Annotated in this window: 25 protein-coding genes, 2 tRNA genes and 1 pseudogene; 6 read left to right on the top strand and 22 right to left on the bottom strand. The window is 64.9% G+C overall.

What is annotated here, in order from left to right:
• Positions 1-79 precede the first annotated feature (79 nt).
• Together AC3WLE_RS29280 and AC3WLE_RS29275 are read left to right on the top strand one after the other, a co-directional pair.
• Positions 80-250, top strand: coding sequence for a BrnT family toxin (locus tag AC3WLE_RS29280; protein WP_492351673.1), 171 nt, complete (start codon positions 80-82; stop codon positions 248-250).
• A pseudogene (locus tag AC3WLE_RS29275) lies at positions 234-509 on the top strand (BrnA antitoxin family protein); the annotation flags it as partial. The gene AC3WLE_RS29280 and the pseudogene AC3WLE_RS29275, both read left to right, overlap by 17 nt.
• A 550-nt stretch (positions 510-1,059) precedes the next feature.
• Here the strand turns inward: AC3WLE_RS29275 and AC3WLE_RS29270 are convergent.
• The 14 genes from AC3WLE_RS29270 to phaZc form a co-directional block, all read right to left on the bottom strand.
• A complete protein-coding gene (locus AC3WLE_RS29270) occupies positions 1,060-1,371 on the bottom strand; it encodes a hypothetical protein (protein ID WP_011615009.1) in 312 nt (103 codons plus the stop codon).
• A 141-nt stretch (positions 1,372-1,512) separates the two neighbouring features.
• Positions 1,513-1,589 (bottom strand) — tRNA-Pro (locus AC3WLE_RS29265).
• 55 nt (positions 1,590-1,644) lie between these two features.
• A complete protein-coding gene (locus AC3WLE_RS29260; protein ID WP_492320488.1) occupies positions 1,645-2,070 on the bottom strand; it encodes a MerR family transcriptional regulator in 426 nt (141 codons plus the stop codon).
• Positions 2,071-2,186: 116 nt separating this feature from the next.
• Complete coding sequence (locus tag AC3WLE_RS29255) at positions 2,187-2,597, bottom strand: integration host factor subunit alpha (RefSeq protein WP_037024300.1); 411 nt, start codon at positions 2,595-2,597, stop codon at positions 2,187-2,189.
• A 101-nt stretch (positions 2,598-2,698) separates the two neighbouring features.
• On the bottom strand, positions 2,699-5,146 hold the full coding sequence (gene pheT / locus AC3WLE_RS29250) for a phenylalanine--tRNA ligase subunit beta (protein WP_492357000.1): 2,448 nt from the start codon (positions 5,144-5,146) through the stop codon (positions 2,699-2,701).
• Positions 5,147-5,203: 57 nt separating this feature from the next.
• Positions 5,204-6,235, bottom strand: a complete 1,032-nt coding sequence (gene pheS, locus AC3WLE_RS29245) for a phenylalanine--tRNA ligase subunit alpha (RefSeq protein ID WP_010813101.1) — start codon at positions 6,233-6,235, stop codon at positions 5,204-5,206.
• 238 nt (positions 6,236-6,473) lie between these two features.
• A complete protein-coding gene (gene rplT, locus AC3WLE_RS29240) occupies positions 6,474-6,830 on the bottom strand; it encodes a 50S ribosomal protein L20 (RefSeq protein ID WP_008650487.1) in 357 nt (118 codons plus the stop codon).
• A 28-nt stretch (positions 6,831-6,858) separates the two neighbouring features.
• Complete coding sequence (rpmI, locus tag AC3WLE_RS29235; RefSeq protein ID WP_006575466.1) at positions 6,859-7,056, bottom strand: 50S ribosomal protein L35; 198 nt, start codon at positions 7,054-7,056, stop codon at positions 6,859-6,861.
• 167 nt (positions 7,057-7,223) lie between these two features.
• Complete coding sequence (infC, locus tag AC3WLE_RS29230; RefSeq protein WP_078195944.1) at positions 7,224-7,745, bottom strand: translation initiation factor IF-3; 522 nt, start codon at positions 7,743-7,745, stop codon at positions 7,224-7,226.
• Between the two features lie 48 nt (positions 7,746-7,793).
• Positions 7,794-9,701, bottom strand: a complete 1,908-nt coding sequence (thrS, locus tag AC3WLE_RS29225; protein ID WP_454749836.1) for a threonine--tRNA ligase — start codon at positions 9,699-9,701, stop codon at positions 7,794-7,796.
• Between the two features lie 361 nt (positions 9,702-10,062).
• Positions 10,063-10,139, bottom strand: a tRNA-Val gene (locus tag AC3WLE_RS29220).
• 21 nt (positions 10,140-10,160) lie between these two features.
• Positions 10,161-12,380 (bottom strand): RelA/SpoT family protein, encoded by a 2,220-nt coding sequence (locus AC3WLE_RS29215; protein ID WP_492320486.1) that lies wholly within the window; start codon positions 12,378-12,380, stop codon positions 10,161-10,163.
• Positions 12,381-12,395: 15 nt separating this feature from the next.
• Positions 12,396-12,758 carry a RidA family protein gene (locus AC3WLE_RS29210; protein ID WP_010813105.1) on the bottom strand — a complete coding sequence of 121 codons (363 nt, stop codon included), beginning with the start codon at positions 12,756-12,758 and terminating at the stop codon, positions 12,396-12,398.
• Between the two features lie 44 nt (positions 12,759-12,802).
• Complete coding sequence (gene phaZc / locus AC3WLE_RS29205; RefSeq protein WP_492320485.1) at positions 12,803-13,684, bottom strand: 3-hydroxybutyrate-oligomer hydrolase PhaZc; 882 nt, start codon at positions 13,682-13,684, stop codon at positions 12,803-12,805.
• Positions 13,685-13,889: 205 nt separating this feature from the next.
• Between phaZc and AC3WLE_RS29200 the strand changes: the two genes are divergently transcribed.
• Both AC3WLE_RS29200 and AC3WLE_RS29195 read left to right on the top strand, forming a co-directional pair.
• Positions 13,890-14,666: a 3-hydroxybutyrate dehydrogenase gene (locus tag AC3WLE_RS29200; RefSeq protein ID WP_492320484.1), complete on the top strand. Its 777-nt coding sequence runs from the start codon at positions 13,890-13,892 to the stop codon at positions 14,664-14,666.
• A 10-nt stretch (positions 14,667-14,676) separates the two neighbouring features.
• Positions 14,677-15,159, top strand: a complete 483-nt coding sequence (locus AC3WLE_RS29195) for a DUF411 domain-containing protein (protein ID WP_010813108.1) — start codon at positions 14,677-14,679, stop codon at positions 15,157-15,159.
• A gap of 37 nt (positions 15,160-15,196) precedes the next feature.
• On the opposite strand, the gene AC3WLE_RS29190 is transcribed toward AC3WLE_RS29195, so the two are convergent.
• From AC3WLE_RS29190 to AC3WLE_RS29180, 3 genes are all read right to left on the bottom strand, one after another.
• On the bottom strand, positions 15,197-15,580 hold the full coding sequence (locus AC3WLE_RS29190) for a putative zinc-binding protein (protein ID WP_492320483.1): 384 nt from the start codon (positions 15,578-15,580) through the stop codon (positions 15,197-15,199).
• 224 nt (positions 15,581-15,804) lie between these two features.
• A complete protein-coding gene (locus tag AC3WLE_RS29185; RefSeq protein ID WP_010813109.1) occupies positions 15,805-16,443 on the bottom strand; it encodes a CoA transferase subunit B in 639 nt (212 codons plus the stop codon).
• 11 nt (positions 16,444-16,454) lie between these two features.
• Positions 16,455-17,156, bottom strand: coding sequence for a CoA transferase subunit A (locus AC3WLE_RS29180; protein ID WP_492320482.1), 702 nt, complete (start codon positions 17,154-17,156; stop codon positions 16,455-16,457).
• Positions 17,157-17,338: 182 nt separating this feature from the next.
• Here AC3WLE_RS29180 and AC3WLE_RS29175 point away from each other — a divergent pair, with 182 nt between their 5' ends.
• The gene (locus AC3WLE_RS29175; protein ID WP_018310311.1) at positions 17,339-17,884 is read left to right on the top strand and encodes a LuxR C-terminal-related transcriptional regulator; all 546 of its coding nucleotides are present in this window, start codon (positions 17,339-17,341) and stop codon (positions 17,882-17,884) included.
• A gap of 15 nt (positions 17,885-17,899) precedes the next feature.
• Here AC3WLE_RS29175 and AC3WLE_RS29170 read toward each other — a convergent pair whose 3' ends face one another.
• From AC3WLE_RS29170 to AC3WLE_RS29150, 5 genes are all read right to left on the bottom strand, one after another.
• Complete coding sequence (locus AC3WLE_RS29170; protein ID WP_340529975.1) at positions 17,900-18,301, bottom strand: acyl-CoA thioesterase; 402 nt, start codon at positions 18,299-18,301, stop codon at positions 17,900-17,902.
• Between the two features lie 52 nt (positions 18,302-18,353).
• On the bottom strand, positions 18,354-19,382 hold the full coding sequence (locus AC3WLE_RS29165; protein WP_492320481.1) for a DctP family TRAP transporter solute-binding subunit: 1,029 nt from the start codon (positions 19,380-19,382) through the stop codon (positions 18,354-18,356).
• A gap of 49 nt (positions 19,383-19,431) precedes the next feature.
• Entirely contained in the window at positions 19,432-20,736 is a 1,305-nt protein-coding gene (locus AC3WLE_RS29160) for a TRAP transporter large permease (protein WP_492320480.1), read from the bottom strand.
• On the bottom strand, positions 20,733-21,335 hold the full coding sequence (locus AC3WLE_RS29155) for a TRAP transporter small permease (protein ID WP_492320479.1): 603 nt from the start codon (positions 21,333-21,335) through the stop codon (positions 20,733-20,735). Before AC3WLE_RS29155 ends, AC3WLE_RS29160 begins: the two co-directional genes overlap by 4 nt.
• 270 nt (positions 21,336-21,605) lie before the next feature.
• Positions 21,606-22,391 carry an SDR family oxidoreductase gene (locus AC3WLE_RS29150; RefSeq protein WP_010813116.1) on the bottom strand — a complete coding sequence of 262 codons (786 nt, stop codon included), beginning with the start codon at positions 22,389-22,391 and terminating at the stop codon, positions 21,606-21,608.
• A 311-nt stretch (positions 22,392-22,702) separates the two neighbouring features.
• Between AC3WLE_RS29150 and AC3WLE_RS29145 the strand changes: the two genes are divergently transcribed.
• Entirely contained in the window at positions 22,703-24,391 is a 1,689-nt protein-coding gene (locus AC3WLE_RS29145; RefSeq protein WP_492320478.1) for an electron transfer flavoprotein-ubiquinone oxidoreductase, read from the top strand.
• Positions 24,392-24,507: the final 116 nt, after the last annotated feature.

The raw sequence follows: 24,507 nt of genomic DNA, 5'->3' as shown, positions 1-24,507 counted from the left end.
TTTCTGGCAACGGTCGAGCAGCGCGTATAGCCCAACAGGCACTCAGGATGCGGATTCATATCCTGCAGCACAGATAATCTTGGGCCCACCCATTATTTGCAGCTACAATTATTCTGCATGGACATCACTCGGCGTCATTGATGAGCGCATCTATTGCGTGGTGTTCACCCAGCGCGGGAATGCAATGCATATCATCAGCCTGCGCAAGGCCAACAAACGCGAGGCAAGGAACTATGTCGACCAAGCCTAAGATCGTCGTGCCGACCGACGAAGAGGACGCGGCCATCAACCGCGGCATCGCTGCGGATCCGGACACGTACGAGGTCTCGGCGAAAGAGATGCAGGCCATGAAGCCGCTCGGCAAGCGCGGCCGCGGTCGACCCAGGCTCGCCAGCACCAAGGAACTGGTGAGCATTCGCTATGACGCGGACGTACTGGATGCATTCCGCGCCAGCGGGGAAGGTTGGCAGACGCTGATGAACGCAACGCTGAACGTTGCGCTTCAACAGGCCATGGACATTACCTACGTTGGGGGCCCACTGCATGGAACCACGGTCCGTGACAACCCCAACACCTTGTCATCCGTTCTCACCTATCGCCCGGTAACAGCCTTCGCGAACGACCCTGCGCATCAGGCAACGTATCGTCGGGTAACCCTCGAACGTGCCATTGGAAACAACGTCGAACGCCGCGAGTTCTTTGTGAGTGACAGTCTCACCGACAGCGAAGCCGATTCCCTGGTCCAGCGAGAAGACCTTTGGCCTATGTCAGAGCCACACCATGCCTGAGTATTGGATGCGGTCCAATAGGGCAGCTTGGCGGGCTACCCGGAGTCAGCCAGCACCGGCCGCGTCCAACCAAGCTCGCTGATGCAATCGGCGACCTGCCCTTCCCGGGCGTCCGAGTGCTTGCGTGCGTTGCGCATATATGGCGCAAGCTCCACAGGAAAAGTAAGAACGACAGCAGCGATCGCTATCGTTGCAACAGGTTAGGTAGAAAGCGGCCTGCTTTTCGCAGTAACAGCCAGCGCCGCGCATGGCGGGCCGAAAGGTCATGCACTTATCCACGCTTGCATTCGACCTTCTCTTCGTATTCACCGTCGTCCTTCCATTCGCGCTCGATCAGGCAAGGGCCGTCGCGGTACTTCTGCTTCCGCTCATAGCCACGCGGGCCGCCCTTGCATTTGCGCTCTTCCTTGTATTCGCCATCGCGCTTCTGTTCGCGTTCGATTTCACAAGGGCCGCTACGGAATTTCTCTTTGTACTCACCGCCACGATATGCGCTCGGGTAGCCGCGGTCATCGGCGCGTGCGGCAGCCGCGGCCGTCAGCCAGAGGAGCGCAAGGGTAGCCACACAGAGCTTTCGGAACATAAGTGGGGAATCGGTCGGGAGGATGGCAGAGCATAGCAACGGGCATCGGCGACGGCTGTATCAAAGCGTTACCGCACCGGCCGGCCATTTCCACGCAGAAAATAAAAAACCCGCCTGGCTATTCACCAAGCGGGTTCTGTCTGGTCGGGGCGAGAGGATTTGAACCTCCGACCACCTGCACCCCATGCAGGTACGCTACCAGGCTGCGCTACGCCCCGAAGCAAAAGATTATAACAGAAGCATTTCCCGTATGACTAGCTCCCGACGTCGAAATTATCCGTGCTTCGCGATCTCCCGCAGTTGCGCGAGCAGGTGCTGCACTTCGACCAGTTCATTGCGCAGGCCGCCGATGTCGACCGACAATGCCGCCGCATTTTCTTCGCCAGCCTCTGCGGCCTCAGGCGCTGCCGCTGCCCCACTGTGATGACGGCCTTCATCGAGGCGATTGCGCGCGCCGTTGATGGTGAAGCCCTGTTCGTAGAGCAGTTCGCGGATGCGGCGGATCAGCAGGACTTCATGGTGCTGGTAGTAGCGGCGGTTGCCGCGGCGCTTGACGGGCTTGAGTTGCGTGAACTCCTGTTCCCAATAGCGCAGGACGTGCGGCTTGACGGCGCAAAGCTCGCTCACCTCACCGATGGTGAAGTAGCGCTTGGCCGGAATCGGCGGCAACGCGATGCGATCGCTGGATTTGTCCGACATGTGGTGTGTAGACGAGCGTCAGGCCATGCCGGCCATGCGGTTGGCGCACACCAGGTGCGCGCCCAGAAGCATACCGATGCCGGCTTCGGGAAGCAATCCGCCGTTCGGGTGACGCGTCAGCCGACGATGCCCGCGCGTTCTTCCACCAGGCCCTTGAGTTTCTGGCTGGCGTGGAACGTGACCACGCGGCGAGCGGTGATTGGAATGACTTCGCCGGTCTTGGGATTGCGGCCGGGCCGCTGCGGCTTGTCGCGCAACTGGAAATTGCCGAAGCCGGACAGCTTGACGCTGTCGCCCTGCTCCAGCGCTTCGCGGATGACGTCGAAGAAGGCCTCGACCATATCCTTCGATTCGCGCTTGTTCAGGCCCACCTGGTCGAACAGCATCTCGGCGAGTTCGGCCTTGGTCAGCGTGGGAACTTCGGTCGCGCGCGCATCCGGCATCGCGTCGTCAAGGGAGGAAGCCTGCCGGTCGCTCATCTCACCCAGTGCTGCAGCGGTCATGGAATTCGCGTCTCGATCATTCATGTCGATCGCTCAAGTGTGTGTCTGGCGATCCGCCCGGGGCAAGCCCGGGCGCCCTTGTTTATCGTGTGTCCGTCGCGTACTTGTTGCGTACTGGCGATGGCTCAGCCGCGCAGCCGGGCCTGGAAGGCCTCTGTCAGCGCGTCGACCATGCAGCGCACTGCGCTGTCGACGGTTTCGTCCTGGAGGGTCGACCCAGTATCTTGCAAGGTCACCCGGAACGCAAGGCTTTTCTCGTCCGCGCCAATGGCAGCGGAAGCGCCCTTGGGACGGAACTCGTCGAACAGCACCAGGCTCTGGCAGTAGCGGCCGTAGCCCTGCTTTTCCAGTGCCGCGCGCATGGCGTCGAGCAGGTCCTGCACGCGCACCGATTGCTTCACGACCATGGCCAGGTCGCGCACGGCGGCCGGGAACTTGGAGATCTCGGTGTACACCGGCAGGCCGGTGTCGCGCAGCGCGTCAAGCGCCAGCTCGAACACGACCGGGGCGTGCGTCAGCTCGTATTCCTGCAGCCAGCGCGGATGCAGCTCGCCGACCACGCCCACCGCCTTGCCGTCGAGCAGCACGCGCGCGGCGCGGCCCGGGTGCAGCGCCGGGTGCGACACCGGCTCGAAGCGCGGCACGCGCGGATGGAACAGTGCCTCGACATCGCCCTTGATGTCGAAGAAGTCGACGTTGCGCGCGGGGATGCCCCACTGCTCTTCGAACGCCGGGCCATAGGCAATGCCCGCGGCCATCATCGGCTGATCGTAGCCGGCCACCGTCAGGCCGCCATCCTTCACGCTGGCGTCGCGATGGAACACGCGGCCCACCTCGAACAGGCGCACGCGCGCAGCCTTGCGGTTCAGGTTGTAGCGCACCTTGTCGACCAGGCCGCCGATCAGCGTCGAGCGCATCACCGCCAGCTGGCTGGCGATCGGGTTCAGCAGGCGGATCGGGTTGTCGTTGGCGGCGAAGTCGCGCTCCCACTTCTCTTCGACGAAGGCGAAGTTGATGACTTCCTGGTAGTCGCGCGCGGCCACGGCATGGCGCACCACGTGGCTGGAGCGGCGGGCCTCGTTGGTCGGGCGCATCTCGCTTTCGGCGATCGGCGGACGGGCCGTGATGCGCTCGAAACCATAGATGCGGGCCACTTCCTCGATCAGGTCTTCCTCGATCTCGATATCGAAGCGGTAGCTCGGCGGCGTGACTTCAAACACCTCGCCCTCGGCGCCCTGGGTGCGCGTGAACGGCAGCTGCAGGCGCTGGAATACATCGGCGATGGCCGCAGGCGACAGCTCGATGCCCAGCACGCGCTCGGCGCGCGCCACGCGCAGGCTGACCGGCTTGCGCTGCGGCAGGTTGACCACGTGGTCGTCCACCGGGCCGGCCTGTCCGCCGCAGATCTCGAGGATCAGCGCGGTGATGCGCTCGATATGCTCGACCGTGGTAGCGTAGTCCACACCGCGCTCGAAGCGGTGTCCGGCATCGGTCGAGAAGTTATAGCGGCGGCCACGGCCCTGGATCGCAGCGGGCCACCAGAATGCGGCCTCGAGATAGATGTCCGTGGTGTCCAGCGTCACGGCGGTGCTGTCGCCGCCCATGATGCCGGCCAGGCTTTCGATCTCCTTGTCATCGGCGATCACGCCGACCTGCTCGTCGACCTCGATGGTATTGCCGTTGAGCAGCTTGATCTTCTCGCCCTTGCGGCCCCAGCGCACGTCCAGGCCGCCGTGGATCTTGCTCAGGTCGAACACGTGCGACGGACGGCCCAGTTCCAGCATCACGTAGTTCGAGATATCGACCAGCGCGGAAACACTGCGCTGGCCCGAGCGCTCCAGGCGCTGCACCATCCATGCCGGCGTGGCCGCGCGCGCATTCACGCCGCGGATCACGCGGCCGGAGAAGCGGCCGCACAGGTCCGGCGCCGACACCTTGACCGGCAGCTTGTCCTGGATCGTCACCGCCACCGGCGTCATCTCCGGCAGGTTCAGCGCAGCGCCGGTCAGCGCCGACACTTCGCGCGCCACGCCGTGGATCGACAGGCAGTCAGCCTTGTTCGGCGTCAGCTTGATGACAAAGACCTGGTCGTCCAGGTCGAGGTACTGGCGGATGTCCTGGCCGACCGGCGCGTCTTCCGGCAGCACCATCAGGCCACCGTGGTCCTCCGACAGCTTGAGTTCGCGCGCCGAGCACAGCATGCCGTAGCTGTCCACGCCGCGCAGCTTGCCGATCTTGATCTCGAACGGCTTGCCGCCATCCTCGGACGGCGGCAACACGGCGCCGACCAGTGCGCACGGCACCAGGATGCCGGGCTTGACGTTGGGCGCGCCGCAGACGATCTGCAGGGTCTCGCCGGTGCCGGCATCGACCTGGCACACGTTGAGGCGGTCGGCGTTGGGATGGCGCTCGGTCGACAGCACGCGCGCGACCACCACCTTGTCGAACGGCGGCGCGACCGAGCCGACCTCTTCCACTTCCAGGCCGGCCATGGTCAGCGTGTGCGACAGCGCGTCGGTGGAGATCTTTTCAGGGTTGGCGAAGGTGCGAAGCCAGGATTCCGAGAATTGCATGGCGCTTCTGATCCGGTAAGTATTCTGTGTGGTCGTTGACGAGGGGACGGCGGCGCGTCAGGCGAACTGGCGCAGGAAGCGCACGTCACCCTCGAAGAACAGGCGCAGGTCGTTGATGCCATAGCGCAGCATGGTCAGGCGCTCCAGGCCGGAGCCGAACGCGAAACCGATATAGCGCTCGGGATCGAGGCCCATGTTGCGCAGCACGTTCGGATGCACCTGGCCCGAACCGGAGATCTCCAGCCACTTGCCGTTGCCGAAGGCCATGTCGATCTCTGCCGACGGCTCGGTGAACGGGAAGTACGACGGGCGGAAGCGCACCTGGATGTCATCGCGCTCGAAGAACTTGCGCAGGAAGTCGGTGTACACCCCCTTCAGGTCGGCAAAGCTGACGTCCTCGCCGATCCACAGGCCTTCGACCTGGTTGAACATCGGCGAGTGCGTGGCGTCGCTGTCGACACGGTAGGTGCGGCCCGGGCAGATCACCTTGATCGGCGGCATCGCCTTGCCGGCGTACTTCTCGACATGCATCTTGGCGTAGCGGACCTGCATCGGGCTGGTATGCGTGCGCAGCAGCAACAGCTTGTCTTCGCTGTCGCGGCCATCCACGTAGAACGTGTCCTGCATCGAACGCGCCGGATGGTTGTCCGGATTGTTCAGCGCGGTGAAGTTCATCCAGTCGGTCTCGATCTCGGGGCCGTCGGCCACATCGAAACCGATCGAGCCGAAGATCTGCTCGACGCGCTCCCACGTGCGCATCACCGGGTGCAGGCTGCCGCGGCTGACCGCACGGCCAGGCAGCGTGACGTCGATGGCCTCGGCGGCCAGGCGCGCGTTCATCAGCGCATCGGCCAGCGCCTGGCGGCGTGCCTGCAGGGCAGCTTCAACCTGCTGCTTGATCTGGTTGATGCGGGCGCCTTCCGTCTTGCGGGTTTCCGGGTCGAGCTTGCCGAGGCCCTTGAGCAGTTCGGTCAGCGCGCCGGTCTTGCCCAGGAAGCGGGCCTTTTCGTTTTCCAGCGTGGCGTTGTCGTTGGCAGCGGCGAAGGCGGCCTGGGCATCGGCGACAATTTGATCCAGATCCTGAGACATGGCGGCGGTCGTGGGATTTTTGGCGTCGGGCCGGTACGCACCGGTCCGACGTGGGTTGGCACTACGTGCGGTGTTCGTTTCGAATGCGGTCTCGGCAACCGGATAGCGGCAACTGAAACGGCATTCGAAATAAAAACGGGGCTCGGTGAGGAGCCCCGTTTCAGCGGACCTTGCGGTCGGCGGTCGACCTTGCGGTCGGTGCTTGCCCGGCAGCGCTTACGCGCTGCCGCAGCCGGCATCAGGCAACGGTGGCTTTCACCTGGTTGACGATGGCGGCAAAGGCAGGCTTGTCGTGAATAGCCATGTCCGACAGCACCTTGCGGTCCAGTTCAATCGAGGCCTTCTTCAGACCGTTCATGAACACGCTGTAGGTCATGCCATGCTCACGCGTCGCGGCATTGATACGCGCAATCCACAGAGCGCGGAACACGCGCTTCTTGTTGCGGCGATCGCGGTACGCGTACTGGCCAGCACGCATGACCGCCTGCTTGGCGATGCGGTAGACATTATTGCGACGGCCGCGGTAACCCTTGGCAGCATCGATGACTTTCTTGTGACGGGCCCGTGCAGTGACCCCACGCTTTACTCGAGGCATGTAATTCTCCTTTCGTTTTCGTCAGGGGTTATGCGTAAGGCATCATCGCGCGCACCGACTTCAGGTTCGTCTCATGGACGTCCTGAGTACCGCGCAGTTGACGCTTGTTCTTGGTGGTCTTCTTGGTCAGGATGTGACGCTTGAAGGCCTGGCCACGCTTGAACGAACCGTTCGGACGGGCAGTAAAGCGCTTGGAGGCGCTTTTCTTCGTCTTCATCTTCGGCATGAAAAACTCCAGCTCATATGACATGCATGCAGGTGGACGGCTCACGCCGACGCTTGCAAGACCCGCATCCACTTGTTGTTGCACAGCGGCCCTTGCGGACCACGCGCGACTTCCGCGCGAAGCAACGCCGGGATGCCTGGCATCCCGGCCGCTGCACCGCGCAGGAATTACTTCTTCTTCTTGGGGGCGAGCACCATCACCATCTGGCGCCCTTCCATCTTCGGCATCTGCTCGACCTGGCCGATTTCTTCCAGGTCCGCCTTCAGGCGTTCGAGCATGCGCGCGCCGATTTCCTGGTGGGCCATCTCGCGACCACGGAACCGCAGCGTGATCTTGGTCTTGTCGCCGTCTTCCAGGAAGCGCTTCAGGTTGCGCAGCTTGACGTTGTAGTCGCCATCATCCGTACCCGGCCGGAACTTGACTTCCTTGACCTGGATGATTTTCTGCTTCAGCTTCGCCTCGTGGGCGCGCTTGGCTTCCTCGTACTTGAACTTCCCGTAATCCATGATCCGGGCGACGGGCGGAACCGCGTTCGGCGCGATCTCGACCAGGTCCAAGTCCTTATCTTCAGCCAGCCGGAGCGCGTCCATGAACTTGACGATGCCGAGCTGTTCGTTATCAACCCCTACCAGGCGCAGCTCAGGCGCGCTGATTTCCCGGTTGATGCGATGACCTTTGTCCGTAGCGATGTTGCGTTACCTCAAGAAGACAAAAAAACAAGCCGTGCTCACCACCCATCAGGCTTTGCTGGCGACGTCGTTTTGCAGACGCTCAACAAACGCGGAGACGGGCATCACACCCAGATCCACGTTGCCACGGGCACGCACGGCCACTTGACTGGCATCCCGCTCCTTGTCGCCCACTACCAGCAGGTAGGGAACCTTTTGAAGCGAATGCTCGCGGATTTTATACGTAATTTTCTCATTACGCAAATCAGCCTTGGCCCTAAACCCTTGTTTTTGCAGCAATTGCACGACGCTTTCGGCGTATTCCGCCTGCGAATCCGCAATATTCATGACCACCACCTGCTCCGGGGCCAGCCAGGCCGGCAGCGCACCGGCGTGGTTTTCCAGCAGGATGCCCAGGAAACGCTCGAACGAACCCAGGATGGCCCGGTGCAGCATCACCGGGCGCTTGCGCGAGTTGTCCTCGGAGACGTATTCGGCATCCAGGCGCTCCGGCAGCACCAGGTCAAGCTGCAGCGTGCCGCACTGCCACGAGCGGCCGATCGCATCCTTGATGTGGTACTCGACCTTGGGGCCGTAGAACGCGCCCTCGCCCGGCAGCTCTTCCCAATCCACGCCGCAGGCGCGCAGCGCCAGGCGCAGGCCCTCTTCGGCGTGATCCCAGATCTCGTCCGAGCCGGCACGCTGGTCCGGGCGCAGCGACAGCTTGACCTTCACATCCTTGAAGCCGAAGTCGTCGTAGACCGAGAACGCCAGTTCGTTGAAGGCCTTGGCCTCCGCCACGATCTGCTCTTCCGTGCAGAAGATGTGCGCATCATCCTGCACAAAGCCGCGCACGCGCATCAGCCCGTGCAGCGCGCCCGACGGCTCGTTGCGATGGCAGGCGCCGAATTCGGCCAGGCGCAGCGGCAGGTCGCGGTACGAACGCAGGCCGTGGTTGAAGATCTGCACATGGCCCGGGCAGTTCATCGGCTTGATCGCGTAATCGCGCTTCTCCGACTCCGTGACGAACATGTTCTCCTTGTAGTTCTGCCAGTGGCCGGACTTTTCCCAAAGCGAACGATCCATCACCTGCGGCGTGCGGACCTCATCGTAGCCGGCGTCCGTCAGGCGGCCGCGCATGTACTGCTCGACGGCCTGCCACACCTGCCAGCCCTTCGGGTGCCAGAACACCATGCCGGGCGCCTCTTCCTGCAGGTGGAACAGGTCGAGCGTCTTGCCCAGCTTGCGGTGGTCGCGCTTCTCGGCCTCTTCCAGCATGTGCAGGTAGGCTTCCTGGTCTTCCTTCCTGGCCCAGGCCGTGCCGTAGATGCGCTGGAGCATCTCGTTGTTGGCGTCGCCGCGCCAGTAGGCGCCGGCCACCTTCATCAGCTTGAAGACCTTCAGCTTGCCCGTGGACGGCACGTGCGGGCCACGGCACAGGTCGACGAAGCTGCCTTCGCGGTACAGGCCGATTTCCTGGTCGGCGGGGATCGAGGCGATGATCTCGGCCTTGTACTTCTCGCCCATCGACTCGAACAGCGCCACCGCTTCGTCGCGGTTCCATACTTCGCGCACGACCTTCTCGTCCTTGCGGGCGAGTTCCGTCATCTTCTTCTCGATGGCGGCCAGGTCTTCGGGCGTGAAGGGACGCTTGTAGGCAAAGTCGTAGTAAAAGCCGTTTTCGATCACCGGGCCGATCGTCACCTGCGCTTCCGGATAGAGCTCCTTGACGGCATAGGCCAGCAAGTGCGCCGTGGAGTGGCGGATCACATCGACGCCATCGGCGTCCTTGTCCGTGACGATGGCCAGCCCCGCATCGCGGTCGATCTTGTAACTCGTGTCGACCAGCTGGCCGTCCACCTTGCCGGCCAGCGCGGCCTTGGCCAGGCCGGCGCCAATGCTCTGCGCGACTTCGGCAACCGTCACCGGGCCGGGAAACTCGCGGCGGGACCCATCCGGCAGCGTGATTGCGATCATTTCGACTCTCCAGGATTCCGCCGGCGGCGTCTTGCGCTTCGCCCGAGCGGATCAAACTGCATCTTGTGGCACCGGCCCTGAATGTCTGCGGGACCGGCGATTTATTCTTTGCTGCCCTGCCCTGCGGCACCGGAAACGCGGCAGCTTATCAGGGCGCTGGCAGGCGACAGACGAAAAAAAACGCGGCCAAGGCCGCGTTTCTCTTTGTCAAACCCGATCCAACCGGGTCGAAGGCGCACCTCGACTACTGTCGCTTGCCAGCGGTAGTAGTTCGCGGTGTCATAACCATGATGCCCTTCCGTTCCGTATGGGGTTGAATCGGACTTGCCGCACTTCTTTTTACTGCTTTACTGCAATTCGTTGGTAGGCTCGATTGGACTCGAACCAACGACCCCCACCATGTCAAGGTGGTGCTCTAACCAGCTGAGCTACGAGCCTAGCGAAGCCGCAAGTATAGCATCACTTTCTTTTCGCCTGCAACACCCCCTGCACGTCTTCGATCAACTGCAGCGCGCGCTGCAGCTGCGTGGCCTCGGACACTTCGGCAGTGAACTGCATGCGCGCAACGCCCTTGCTGGAGAGCGTCTTGACGCCGGTGACGTTGATCTTCTCGCGCGACAGCACTTCGGAGATATCGCGCAGCAGCCCCTGGCGATCGATCGCCTCGACATGGATGTCGACCGGGTAGACCGCGGCGTGGCTCTTCTGGCCCCACTCGGTCTGGATCACCCGCTCCGGCGCGCGCCCGGCCAGTTGCTGGAAGGTGTGGCAGCTGCGCCGATGGATCGACACCCCGCGCCCGCGCGTGACAAAGCCGACGATGTCGTCCGGCGGCGCCGGCTTGCAGCAGCGCGACATCTGCGTCATCAGCGAATCCACGCCCACCACCAGCACGCCGCTCTTGGCGCCGCGCGCCACGCTGGTCGCGCGGCTCTTCTTGGTGACAGCGTCTTCCTCGCTCAGCGGCACCTGGACCTCGCCCTCCGGGTGTCGCAGCGCGTGCTCCACGTGGCGCAGGCTGAACTCGTCCTTGGCCACTGCCGCAAACAGGTCCTCCGGCGTCTTGAAGCCCAGCCGCGTGGCCAGGTCTTCCAGCTTGACCGCGGTCTTGCCTTCGCGCTGCAGGGTCTTGTCGATCAGCACGCGGCCCTGGGCGATGGTCTCCTGCGAATCGAGCGCATTGAACCAGGCCCGCACCTTGGCCCGCGCGCGGCTGCTGGCCAGGTAGCCCAGGTCCGCGTTGAGCCAGTCGCGTGACGGGCCGCCCTGCTTGACCGCGATGATCTCCACGGTCTGGCCGTTCTTCAGCGGCGTGTTCAGCGGCACCATGGTGCCGTCCACGCGCGCGCCGCGGCAGCGGTGGCCGAGGTCGCTGTGCAGGTAGTAGGCAAAGTCCACCGCGGTGGCGCCCTGCGGCAGCGCCACCACGCGCGCCTGCGGCGTCAGCACGTAGATGTGGTCGTCGATCGCGGCGTGCTTGATCTGCTCCCATGATTCGTCGTGCGCCACGCTGTGGTCGGCATCGTCCTTCCACGCCAGCAGCTGGCGCAGCCAGGCAATCTTCTCGTCATAGCGCTCGCTGGCGGAGAACTGCCCGGCATAGCCGCGGCTGCCCGCTTCCTTGTAGCGCCAGTGCGCGGCCACGCCGTATTCCGCGAAGTGGTGCATCTCGTGGGTGCGGATCTGCACCTCGAAGGCGCGCCCGTCATCGCCGATCACCACCGTATGCAGCGACTTGTAGCCGTTGGCCTTGGGCCGCGAGATGTAGTCGTCGAACTCGCGCGGGATCGGCTGCCAGATATGGTGGACGATACCGAGCACCGTGTAGCAGTCCTTGATATCGTCGACGATCACGCGGAAGGCGCGCACATCGTACAGGTCGGCAAAATCCAGCTCCTTGCCGCGCATCTTCTTCCAGATGCTGTAGATATGCTTGGGCCGCCCGCTGACCTCGGCACGGATGCCGGCGGTCGCCAGCTCGGACTGCAGCCGTTCGATGGCGCTGCCGATATAGCCTTCGCGCTCGATGCGCTTCTCGTCCAGCAGTTTGGCGATGCGCTTGTAGGTATCGGGCTGCTCGAAGCGGAACGCCAGGTCCTCCAGCTCCCACTTCATCTGCCAGATGCCGAGGCGGTTCGCCAGCGGCGCGTAGATGTCCAGCGTTTCGCGCGCCACGCCGGGCAGCGGCGCCTGCTTGGTCTCGGCCAGCCAGCGCAGGGTCTGCAGCCGCGAGGCCAGGCGCACCAGCACCACGCGGATATCCTGCGCAAACGCCAGCAGCATCTTGCGCAGCGCCTCGACCTGCTCGTGGCGCGCCTGCGCTTCGTTCTTCGAGGGCTCGGCATCGGGGCGGCTGCCGGCAATGGCGCCGATGCGCAGCAGCTGCCGCACACCGTCGACCAGCCGTGCCACCTCGTCGCCAAAGCGCGGCGCGATCTCGGCCTCGGTGCCGGGCACGAAGGCCACCAGCCCGAACAGGCAGGCGGCGGCGCGCGCGGCGTCGTCGACGCGCAGGCCGTCGAGGATGCGCAGCATGCCCTGCGCGTGCGACTGCACGGTCTCGCCGGTGGGCAGCGCGACCTCGGCACCATGCTCGCGCACGTAGGCCAGTGCGCGCTCGACCAGTTCGGCATCCGGAATGCCCGCGACCCGACCGGTCAGGTCGGTGGACGTCACCATGTCACAACGCCTGCATCAGTTGAGCGCAGCGGTCACCACCACTTCGATCAGGTAATCGGGATTGGCCAGGCGGGCTTCGACGGTGGCGCGCGGGGGCGTGTTGCCTTGCGGCACCCAGGCGTCCCAGACTTCGTTCATCTCGCCGATCTGGTCGACATTGGTCAGGAAGATCTGGCACGACAGGATGCGGGTCTTGTCGCTGCCGGCCTCGGCCAGCAGCCGGTCGATATGGCCGAGGACCTCGCGCGTCTGGCCGCGGATATCGGCCTTGGGATCGACCTCGGGCACCTGACCGGCGAGATACACCACGCCGTTATAGACCGCGTATTCGGACAACCGCTTGCCCACGTGGGCGCGCTTCAGTTCAAGGTTACTCATGACAATGCGTTGACTGATAAAAACAAGGCCGGCATGCGATGCAATCAGGCCCCGGTAAAGAACTGCCGGGCGATCGCAATCTGCGCCGGATCGACAAAGGTCGGGGCATGGCCCACGTCGGGCACTTCCACCGAGCTCACATGCTTGCCGCGTGCCACCATTTCGGCCACGGTCTCGCGCAGCAGCAGGTCCGACTGCGCACCGCGCACCACCAGCACCGGGCCTTCGATGGCCTCGAAGCTGCGCCAGAGCGCGGCCTCGCCGGCGGCAATGGCCTCGGGCGTGGACTTGCGGAACGGCACCGCCAGTTGCGGATCGTAATGCAAGCCCCATTCCAGGCCGTCGGTGCCCTGCACCGGCTTCAGGATGGCGGCGTTGAGCTCGCGCCACTGCTCGGGCGTATGGCGGCCGAACGATGCGCCGATGGTCTGCAGGTAGGCCAGGCCTTCCTCGAAGGACTTGAAGCGCACCGGCAGCCCCAGGTAGGCGCCGATCCGTTCCACCGCCGACGGCGCCAGCTTCGGGCCCACGTCGTTGAGCAGCAGCTTGCGCACCGGCGATTTCGGCAGCCCCGCCAGACCCATGCCGATCAGCCCGCCCATCGAGGTGCCGAACCAGTCCACCTTCTCCACATTGAGCCGCGCAATCAGCGTAACCATGTCGGACACGTACTGCGGCACCACGTAGCCGTTGGCATCGGCCAGCCATTCCGAGCGGCCGCGCCCGGCCACATCGGGGCAGACCACGCGGTAATCGCCGCACAGCGCACTGGCGACGGCGTCGAAATCGCGGCCGGTGCGCGTCAGCCCATGCGCGCACACCAGCACGCGCGGATTGGCGGGGTCGCCCCACTCGTGGTAGGCCATGCGGTGCAGGCCCGCCGGACTGATGCACTGGACAAAACCGAGACGCGGACTGGCAGACATCTGGACTCCCTGACGAACCGGACCGCGGACCGCAAAAAGACGGCGCTGCCGGAGGTTGAGCAAAGCTGGATTGTACGCCGCAGCGGGTACAATGCCACAGCACAGTGTCAGCGCCCCGCATGCGCGGCCGCGCACCGCCACGGCGCGCTCCGCCAACCCTGTGGCATCCCTTCTGTGGCATCCCTTTCTCTCGACGGAGGCTTACATGCTCAACGGCAAGACCGCACTGGTGACTGGCTCGACCAGCGGCATCGGGCTCGGCATCGCGAAAGCGCTGGCGGCCCAGGGCGCCAACATCATCGTCAACGGCTTTGGTGACGCGGACGCCGCAAAGGCAGAGATCGCGCAGGCCGGCCAGGGAATCCGGGTCGGCTACCACGGCGCTGACATGAGCAAGGCGGCCGAGATCGAAGACATGATGCGCTACGCGCAGTCCGACTTCGGCGGCACCGACATCCTGGTCAACAACGCCGGCATCCAGCACGTGGCCGCGATCGAGGATTTCCCGCCCGAGCGCTGGGACGCGATCATCGCCATCAACCTGACCTCGGCCTTCCACACCACGCGCCTGGCGCTGCCCGGCATGAAGCAGAAGGACTGGGGCCGCATCATCAATGTCGCCTCCACCCACGGGCTGGTGGCCTCGGCGCAGAAGTCCGCCTACGTGGCGGCCAAGCACGGCATCGTCGGCTTCACCAAGGTGACCGCGCTGGAAACCGCGCAGACCGGCGTCACCGCCAACGCGATCTGCCCGGGCTGGGTGCTGACGCCACTGGTGCAGAAGCAGGTCGAAGCCCGCGCGCAGAAGGAGGGCATTCCGGTGGAACAGGCCAAGCGCGAGCTGGTGCTGGAGAAACAACCCTCGGGACAGTTTGTCACGCCCGATGAGCTGGGCGCGCTGGCCGTGTTCCTGTCGTCCGAAGCAGCCCGCCAAGTCCGCGGCGCGATCTGGAACATGGACGGTGGCTGGGTGGCGCAGTAAGGAGCAAGCGATGCAACGACGCAGTTTCCTGCGCGCGCTGGCGCTGGGCGCGGTCTCGGCCGGGGCGCTGGCACCGGTGGCCGGCGCGCTGGCGCAAGCCGCCAAGCCGCTTGCCATCGACGTCTACAAGAGCCCGCTGTGCGGCTGCTGCGAGGATTGGGTCAAGCACCTGCGCAGCAACGGCTTCACCGTGACGGTGCATGATGTCGAGGACACCGGCGTGTACCGCAAGCGTTTCGGCATGCCGGAACGCTTTGGCTCCTGCCACACCGGGTATATCGGCGGCTACGCCATCGAGGGCCACGTGCCGGCGGCGGATATCCGCAAGCTGCTGGCCGCAAAACCCAAGGCCGTCGGCCTGGCCGTGCCGGGCATGCCGGTCGGCTCGCCCGGCATGGAACAGGGTCCGCGCAAGGACCCCTTCGACGTGCTGATCGTAAAAGCGGACGGCGCCGCTTCGGTGTTCGCCAGCTACAACAAGCAGGCAGGCTGACCTGCGGCTACCGGGCGCGCCACGGCGCGTCCGGGCTTCAGCCTGCGGCGGCCAGGCTCGCCAGTGCCGCCTCTACCTCTCCCCAGATCGCTTGTTCCTCGGCCTCGGTGCATGCGCCGTGCTGGCGCTTGGTCGCGCCGAGTCGGTTCAGCACCAGGTGCCGGTCCGCCGCCACGCCCACGCTGGCCAGGCAGGCCTTGACACAGGCCAGCGGGCAGCCATCCAGCGCCAGGATCGGCCGCCCCGAGCGCGCCACTCGCGTCAGCGCCGGCACGCCGCCGCCCACGCCGCTGATGCAGGACATTTCGGCACGGCCGCCGCGGTCGAGCCGTACCGCGCAGGCATTGGCCAGTTGCGCGACGCTGGAGCAGCCGGAGCAGGCGTAGACCAGTGGCAAGGATTGGTTCGGGGAAGCCGGCATGGCGCACCTTCCGTGAGGGTTCGACCGCGGCAGGGTCTGCGCCTTGCCGGAGAGCAGCCAGCTTAGTGCGCAGCGATGTTGCCGGGCTATTCGCCGGAAGAGCTAGGGAGTGCAGCCGGCTGGCGTAGCCCGGCCGGGCAATTCCAAAGCGAAGCGACCCGAAAAAAAGCCCCTGCGGCGCATCGCACCTCAGGGGCCCTGCCAGGCTTCGGAGCTCAGCCCGCTTACAGCAGCGGAGCGCCCGTCTTGGCCTGGATTTCCTCGCGGCTGACACCCGGAGCCGTTTCCACCAGCTTCAGGCCTTCGTCGGTCACGTCGATCACACCCAGGTCGGTGATGATGCGGTTGACCACGCCCACGCCGGTCAGCGGCAGGTTGCAGTCCTTCAGGATCTTGATGTCCTCGGTGCCGTCCTTCTTCTTGGCGGTGTGTTCCATCAGCACCACCACGCGGCCGACGCCGGCGACCAGGTCCATTGCGCCGCCCATGCCCTTGACCATCTTGCCCGGGATCATCCAGTTGGCCAGGTCGCCCTTCTCGCTGACCTGCATCGCACCCAGGATCGCCAGGTTTATGTGGCCGCCGCGGATCATCGCGAACGAGTCGGCCGACGAGAAGATCGACGAGCCCGGCAGCGTCGTCACGGTCTGCTTGCCGGCGTTGATCATGTCGGCGTCGACTTCGTCCTCGGTCGGGAACGGGCCGATGCCTAGCAGTCCGTTCTCGGACTGCAGCCACACTTCCATGCCTTCGGGCACCCAGTTGGCCACCAGCGTCGGCAGGCCGATGCCCAGGTTGACGTAGAAACCGTCCTGCAGCTCGGTCGCGGCGCGCGCGGCCATTTCGTCACGTGTCCATGCCATGATGCGTCTCCTTAGCTGGCCGCGCGCACGGTGCGCTGCTCGATGCGTTTCTCGGGGGTGGTGTTCAGCACCAGGCGCTTCACGAAGATGCCGGCCAGGTGGATTTCATCCGGATCCAGCTCGCCGGTCTCGACGATATGCTCGACCTCGGCGATGGTGACCTTGCCCGCCATGGCGCACATCGGGTTGAAGTTGCGCGCGGTGCGGCGGAACACCAGGTTGCCGGCCCTGTCAGCCTTGTATGCCTTGACCAGCGCCACGTCGGCGGTCAGCGAACGCTCCATCACGTACTGCTGGCCGTCGAATTCGCGGATTTCCTTGCCTTCGGCGACGATGGTGCCGACACCGGTCTTGGTGAAGAAGGCCGGGATGCCCGAGCCGCCGGCGCGCAGCTTCTCGGCCAGCGTGCCTTGCGGCGTGAATTCCAGCTCAAGTTCGCCCGCCAGGTACTGGCGCTCGAACTCCTTGTTCTCGCCCACGTAGGACGAGATCATCTTCCTGATCTGGCGCGTGGCCAGCAGCAGGCCCAGGCCGAAGCCATCGACGCCGGCGTTGTTGGAGATGCAGGTCAGCTGCTTGGCGCCGCTGTCGCGCAGCGCGGCAATCAGCGCCTCGGGGATGCCGCACAGGCCGAAACCGCCCACGGCGATCGTCTGGCCGTCGCGGACGACGCCTGCAAGCGCTTCTGCGGCGCTGGCGTAGACCTTGTTCATGCTTCGCTCCTTCCTCGGTAGTTCCCTGTCGCTCTTCCCGCCACCGGGTTGTGCGGCGGGCGACGCAGGGAAATTGTAACGGTACAATCGGCAACAGGCGGGCGACAGTCGCCGCAACTCGTCCGACCGACAGCATACGCAAGCACAGCCGGCTACGCCATTACGTAAAAATACATAAGCAGATGCCCGCAATCGACTACCAGACCGCCTTCCAGCTCGCCCCCGTGGGCCTGGTGCTGTCACGCGAACGCGTGATCGAAGACTGCAACGAGGAGGTCTGCCGCATTTTCGGCACCACGCGCGAAGCGCTGCTGGGCCAGTCGTTCCAGGTGCTCTACCCCACCGCCGACGAGTTCGAGCGCACCGGCGCGCGCATTGCGCCGATCATGGGCACGCGCGGCATGTACTCGGACGAGCGCATCATGAAGCGCGCCGGCGGGGAATTGTTCTGGTGCCATGTCACCGGGCGCGCGCTGGACCGCACGCAACCGCTGGGCGCCGGGATCTGGACTTTCGAGGACCTGTCGCAGAAGCGCCAGGTCACGGCCGAGCTGACCGCGCGCGAACGCGAGATCGCGGCGCAGCTGGTGGAGGGGAAGACCAGCAAGCAGATCGGCAAGCTGCTGGCGATCAGCCCGCGCACGGTGGACATCTACCGGGCGCGGCTGATGAAGAAGTACGGGGCCAGTACCTCGGTGGACCTGGTGCAGCGGCTGGTCAACCACTGAGCCCCGTGGCGGGCGTCAGCCCTCGATGATCGCGCGGATCTCTGCCGGCACCGGCACCGACTTCTCCTGCGTGTAATCGCACCACACCACCTTGGCCCCGCCCTCGGCCCAGACCACGTCGGGCAGGTCGGTGCGGCGGATTTCCATGCGGGTTTCGAAGCTGGTGCGGCCGAGCTGGCCGGCGTAGACGCGGCACTCGATGTCGCCCGGGTAGCGCAGCTGCTTCAGGAAAGTCATGTGCGCATTGATGATGACCGGCCCCTGCCCGCCTGCATCCTTGCCGCCACGGCCCAGCGACGCGAACCACTCGATGCGCGCCTGCTCCAGGTACTGGAAATAGACGGTGTTGTTGACATGGCCCATGGCATCCATGTCGCCCCAGCGGATCGGCATGACCACCGTATAGACGTGCTTCATCACAGCCTCCAAAAGAACAGGCCCGCCGAGTCTGGCGGGCCCTCTGCGTGGCTTAGCGCTTGGCGATCGCGCCTTCAGCCTTGGTCACCAGCTCGGTGCCGATCTGCTTCTTCCACTTGTCGTAGACCTTGGCGGTGGCCTTGCGGAAGGCGTCATGCTCGGCCGGCGTCAGGTGCGTAACCTTGACGCCGTGCGCCTCCATGTCCTTCCAGGCCGGCGCGCCCGGCTCGGCCAGGCCCTTGCGGGCCAGCGCGATTTCCTGCTTGCCGGCGTCGATGGCGGCCTGCTTCACGATCTCGCGGTCGGCCGGGGTCCAGCTTTCCCAGATCTGCTTGTTGACCACGAAGATCAGCGGGTCAGCCACGTAGCCCCAGGTGGTGACGAACTTCTGGCCCACCGTGTACAGCTTGGCGGCGGCGAACACCGACTGCGGGTTCTCCTGCCCGTCGACCGCGCCCGAGGCCATCGCCGGCTGCGCATCGGCCCAGCTCATCTGGGTCGGGTTGGCGCCCAGCGCGTTGAAGGTCTCGATGTACAGCGGCGAACCGACCACGCGCAGCTTCATGCCCTTGAGGTCTTCCGGCTTGCGGATTTCGCGCTTGGAGTTGGACACCTCGCGGAAGCCATTCTCGCCCCAGGCCAGCGGCACCACGCCGGCTTTTTCCAGCGTGGTGAAGATCGACTTGCCGACTTCGCCCTGCGTGAGCGCGTCCAGCGCCTTGTAGTCGGGCATCAGGAACGGCAGCGAGAACAGGTTCAGTTCCCTGACCTGCGGCGACCAGTTGATGGTCGAGCCCACCGCCATGTCGATCACGCCCTGGCGGATCGCCGAGAACTCGCGGGTCTGGTCGCCGGCCACCAGCGAGGTGCCCGGGTACAGCTTGATATTGATGCGGCCGTTGGTGCGCTGCTTGACCAGGTCGGCCCAGATCTCGCCGCCCTTGCCCCACGGGAAGGCCGGGCCGAGCACCAGCGACATCTTGTACTCGGACTTGTAGGTCTGGGCCATTGCGCCGGCGGGGGCGAAGGCGGAAGCGGCAATGGCGGCAGCCGTTGCGAGCATCAGGGCACGACGTTTCATTTCATCTCCTCTCGGGAAAGCGTCAATTCTTGTTGGTGAATGCGGAACATCAGTAGCCGAGGTACTCAGGCAGCCAGGTCGCCAGCGGCGGATAGGCCAGCACCATCAGCATGGCGATAAACATCGCCAGCAGCATCCAGATCACCCAGGGCACGGTTTCTTCCATGCGCACCCGGGCAATCCGGCACGACACCATCAGGTTCACGGCCAGCGGCGGCGTGAACTGGCCCAGCGCCACCTTCAGCGTCAGCACCACGCCGAACCACACCGGGTTCCAGTGGAAGGCATTGACAATGGGCAGCAGCAGCGGCACGAAGATCAGGAAGATCGAGATGCCATCCAGGAACATGCCCACCGTCATCAGCAGCAGCACGATCAGCGCCAGCACGCCGTACTCGCCCAGCCCGGAATTGGCGATGGCGTGCGCGAGCGGGTCGATCACGCCCAGCGTCGACAGCGCATAGGCGAAGATGCCGGCCAGCGCCACCACCAGCAGGATCACCGCCGAGGTCTCGGCCGCCTCCTGGAAGATCGTGAACAGGTCGCGCATGCCGATGCTGCGGTACACCACCATGCCGACGAAGAGGCCGTAGACCACCGCCACCACGGCGGCTTCGGTCGGCGTGAACCAGCCGGCGCGCATGCCGCCCAGGATCAGGAACGGCGCCACCAGCCCCCACGCGGCCTCGCGCAGGCTCTTCCAGAACGGCGGGCGCGCCAGCGCGGCCTCGATCGCGCCCATGCTGTGCCTGCGCGCCAGCCACACCGCCGGAACGATCAGCGCCACGCCGGCCAGGATGCCGGGGATCATGCCCGCGGCGAACAAGGCCGGCACCGATGCACCGGGCACCAGCACGCTGTAGATGATCAGGGCCACCGACGGCGGGATCAGGATGTCGGTCGCGGCTGCCGCGCCCACCACCGCGGCGCTGTACGAGCCCGGATAACCGGCGCGCGACATCGCCGCGATCATCACGCCCCCCACCGCGGCCGCGTTGGCCGGGCCGGAGCCCGAGATGCCGCCGAGGAACATCGCCACCAGGATCGCCACCAGCGGCAGCATGCCCGGGCCGCGGCCAACGATGGCGATGGCAAAGGTCACCAGCCGCTGCGCCACGCCGGAACGGTCGAAGATCGACCCCACCAGCACGAACATCGGGATCGCCAGCAGCGGATACTTGGCCAGCCCCGCATAGAAGTTCTGCGGCACGGCCAGCAGGCCAAACATCTGGGTGTCGAGGTTGGACAGGCCGATGGCAACCAGGCCACCCAGGCCCAGCGACACGCCGATGGGCACGCCCAGCAGCATCAGGCCGATAAAGACCACGAACAAAGTGATGGCGACGAACGTCATTGCGCCTTCTCCGTCGTGGTGGTCTTGCCTTCATGCAGCGCCTTGAGCGCGCGCACGTTGCGCAGCACCAGCCCCAGCGCGCGCAGCGCGATGCCGGCCGACAGCACCGGCAGCCAGATCGAGTACCACCAGCTCGGCACGCCGATGCCCGGCGAGGTCTCGCCGAAGGAGTACTCATCCCAGGTAATGCGTGCGCCCAGCACTGCCAGCGCGATGAACATCACCGCCACGGCCAGCGCCGACAGGAACGCCAGGCGCAGCTGGCGGGCCTCGCTGCCGCGTTCGAAGAAGAATTCGATGCGGATATTACGGTCGCGCGCCACCGCGGCGCTGCCGGCGACCAGCGCCAGCACGATCATCAGGAAGACCGAGAACTCCTCGGTCCAGGCAAACGACTCGTCGGTGAAATAGCGGACCACCACGTTGGCGAAGGTGATGCCGACCAGCAGCACCATCACGATCACGCCAATCCAGTCCTCGATGCGGGGCGATACCCGGAAATCAGCGTCCTGCGCTTCGTCGGCCGCCTGCGGGATCACCGCGGAATCGACGACGTGTTGCGGCACGGCGTTGCGCCGTGCCTCTTCTTGTTGCTCCATCTCCCCGGCCTCCGGTCCGGACCGCTCGGGCCATGCGGCCACCGCGGCGTTTTTCTATTTGTATGTAAAGACTTAATCTGCAGACATGGCGGATTATGCCAAGACTGGCCCGCCACGCACGAATTTTCTTTGATGATTGATGTGTGCTGACTACGGCGCACCCAAGGGGACCGGATAAGCCCTGGGGCGTGCAAACCGGCCATCCCACGGCGCTTTTGGCGCGCAACCGGGAAGCTGGGGCCTTGCGCCCCCGGGTCAGCGATCAGGCGGTCAGACCATGCCGTCGTCGGCGGTGATGACAGCCCCGTTGATGAATTGCGACTGGTCGGATGCCAGCAGCAGCAACAGGCCGTCTAGATCCTCCGGCTTGCCCAGGCGCTTGCGCGGCAGCATCTGGATCAGCTTCTGGCCCGCGTCCGAGTCCCAGTGGTGGTGGTTGATCTCGGTATCGATATAGCCCGGGCAGATCGCATTGGTATTGATGCCATGGCGCGCCCATTCCAGCGCCATGGCCTTGGTCATGTGCACCACGGCCGCCTTGCTCATGCAATACACGCCGATCTGCGACAGCACCTTCAGCCCCGCCACCGACGCGACATTGACGATCCGCGCCTGCGGCAGCGGGCTGCCGTTGCGCTCGGCGCCCTTGGCGCGCGCGATCATGCGCTTGGCCACTTCCTGGGCGACGAAAAAGGCGCCGCGGGTATTGGTGTCGAACACGAAATCGAAGTCATCGGCGGTCACATCGGTCAGCTTCTGCGTGGTCGACACGCCGGAGTTGTTGACCAGGATGTCGATGGAGCCGGCCTCAGTCTCCGCATGCGCCACCGCGGCGCGGATGCTGTCCGGGTCGGTGACGTCCAGCCGCACCACATGGGCGCTGCCGCCCTCGGCCTCGATCGCCGCGCGCAGTTCCTTGAGCCGCTCGGTGCGGCGCGAGGCCAGCACCACCTTGGCGCCGGCGGCGGCCAGCACCGTCGCGAAACGCGAGCCCAGCCCGCTTGAAGCGCCGGTGACCAGCGCGACCTTGCCTTCCAGATTGATCGACAAACCCATGATTACCTCTTGTGCGGGAGCTCCTCCGGCCTATTCGGGAGCAGAAGGCAGCATATCAAAAAAAAGAACGACCGTTCCAAAAAAATCCTTGCCTGTGGGTGGCGAGTCCCGGACAATGCCGGAGATTCTAAGAACTTGACCAGCAAAGGGAAAGAGGGAAAACGCGCGATCCGGGAGTCTTTGGACCCCAAATCGCTGCCAACTCACCCACCCGCGGCTCCCGTCCGCGCGCTGGCCCGGTTCTCGGCAAAACGATCACCGCATTTCCCACAATTGCAAGCAAGCAGCAAAGAAATAGAGGGTTAGAGACAATGGATCAGCAACAGCTCCTGGAGCAGTTCGGCCCGCGCGAAGCCATGGAATACGATGTGGTCATCGTCGGCGGCGGCCCCGCCGGCCTGGCCACCGCCATCCGCCTGAAGCAACTCGCGCAGGAGAAAGGCGCCGACGTCAACGTGTGCGTGCTGGAAAAGGGCTCCGAGCCCGGCGCCCACATCCTGTCGGGCGCCATCATGGACCCGCGCGCCCTCAATGAACTGATCCCGAACTGGAAGGAACTGGGCGCGCCGCTGAACCAGGCAGTCACCGAAGACAAGTTCCTGTTCCTGAACGAGTCCGGCTCCAAGGGCACGCCTCCGGCCCTGCTGCCCGAGTGCTTCCACAACGAAGGCAACTACATCATCAGCCTGTCGAACTTCGTGCGCTGGCTGGGCCAGCAGGCCGAGGCGCTGGGCGTTGAGATCTTCCCGGGCTTCCCCGCCGCCGAAGTGCTCTTCAACGAAGACGGCTCGGTCAAGGGCGTGGCCACCGGCAACATGGGCATCAACAAGGAAGGCGAGCCCACCGACAACTTCCAGCTGGGCATGGAACTGCATGCCAAGTACACCATCTTCGCCGAAGGCGCGCGCGGCCACCTGGGCAAGCAGCTGATCGAGAAATTCAAGCTCGATGCCGGCAAGGATCCGCAGAGCTACGGCATCGGCCTGAAGGAGCTGTGGGAGATCGACCCGGCCAAGCACAAGCCCGGCCTGGTGGTGCACACCGCCGGCTGGCCGCTCGACCCCGCCACCTACGGCGGCTCGTTCCTGTACCACATGGAAGACAACAAGGTCGCGGTCGGCTTTGTGGTCGGCCTGGACTACACCAACCCGTGGCTGTCGCCGTTCGAGGAATTCCAGCGCTTCAAGACGCATCCGGAAATCCGCCAGTACTTCGAGGGCGGCAAGCGCCTCTCCTACGGCGCGCGCGCCATCACCGCCGGCGGCCTGCTGTCGCTGCCCAAGACCGTGTTCCCGGGCGGCGCGCTGGTCGGCTGCGATGCCGGCTACCTGAACGCCTCGCGCATCAAGGGCAGCCACGCCGCCATCAAGACCGGCATGATGGCCGCCGAGGCCGCCTATGACGCGCTGCAGGCCGGCCGCCAGCACGACGAGCTGGCCGCCTACCCGGCCGCGTTCGAGCAGAGCTGGCTGCACAAGGAACTGCTGCAGGCCAAGAACTTCAAGCAGTGGTTCAAGAAGGGCCGCACCACCGCCACGTTGATGACCGGCATCGAGCAATGGCTGCTGCCCAAGCTGGGCATCCGCAACCCGCCGTGGACCATCCACCGCGTGAAGCCGGACCATGTGTACCTGAAGCCGGCGGCCGAGTGCCAGAAGATCGAGTATCCGAAGCCGGACGGCAAGCTGACCTTCGACCGCCTCAGCTCGGTGTTCATCAGCAACACCAACCATGAAGAGAACCAGCCGGCGCACCTGACGCTCAAGGACGCCAGCGTTCCGGTCAACATCAACTGGGACAAGTACGCCGGCCCCGAGTCGCGCTACTGCCCGGCAGGTGTATATGAGTTCGTGCAGGACGAGACGTCGGGCAAGGAGCGCCTGCAGATCAACGCGCAGAACTGCGTGCACTGCAAGACCTGCGACATAAAGGATCCGACCCAGAACATCGTCTGGGTGACGCCGGAAGGCGGCGGCGGTCCGAACTACGTCGGGATGTAAGCCTGCCGCGCCAGCGGCAGAAAAAAACGGCACCGGAAACTGAACTGACCCCGTAAAGTTGGACGGGTAAGTTAGGCCGCCAAGGGCTGAGTCCTGTATTGCACGGGGCTCAGCCC

This window comes from Cupriavidus sp. FW306-1B-F12B, assembly GCF_058781795.1.
The sequence above is the reverse complement of the archived record's forward strand: the minus strand, read 5'-3'. Positions and strand labels throughout refer to the sequence as shown.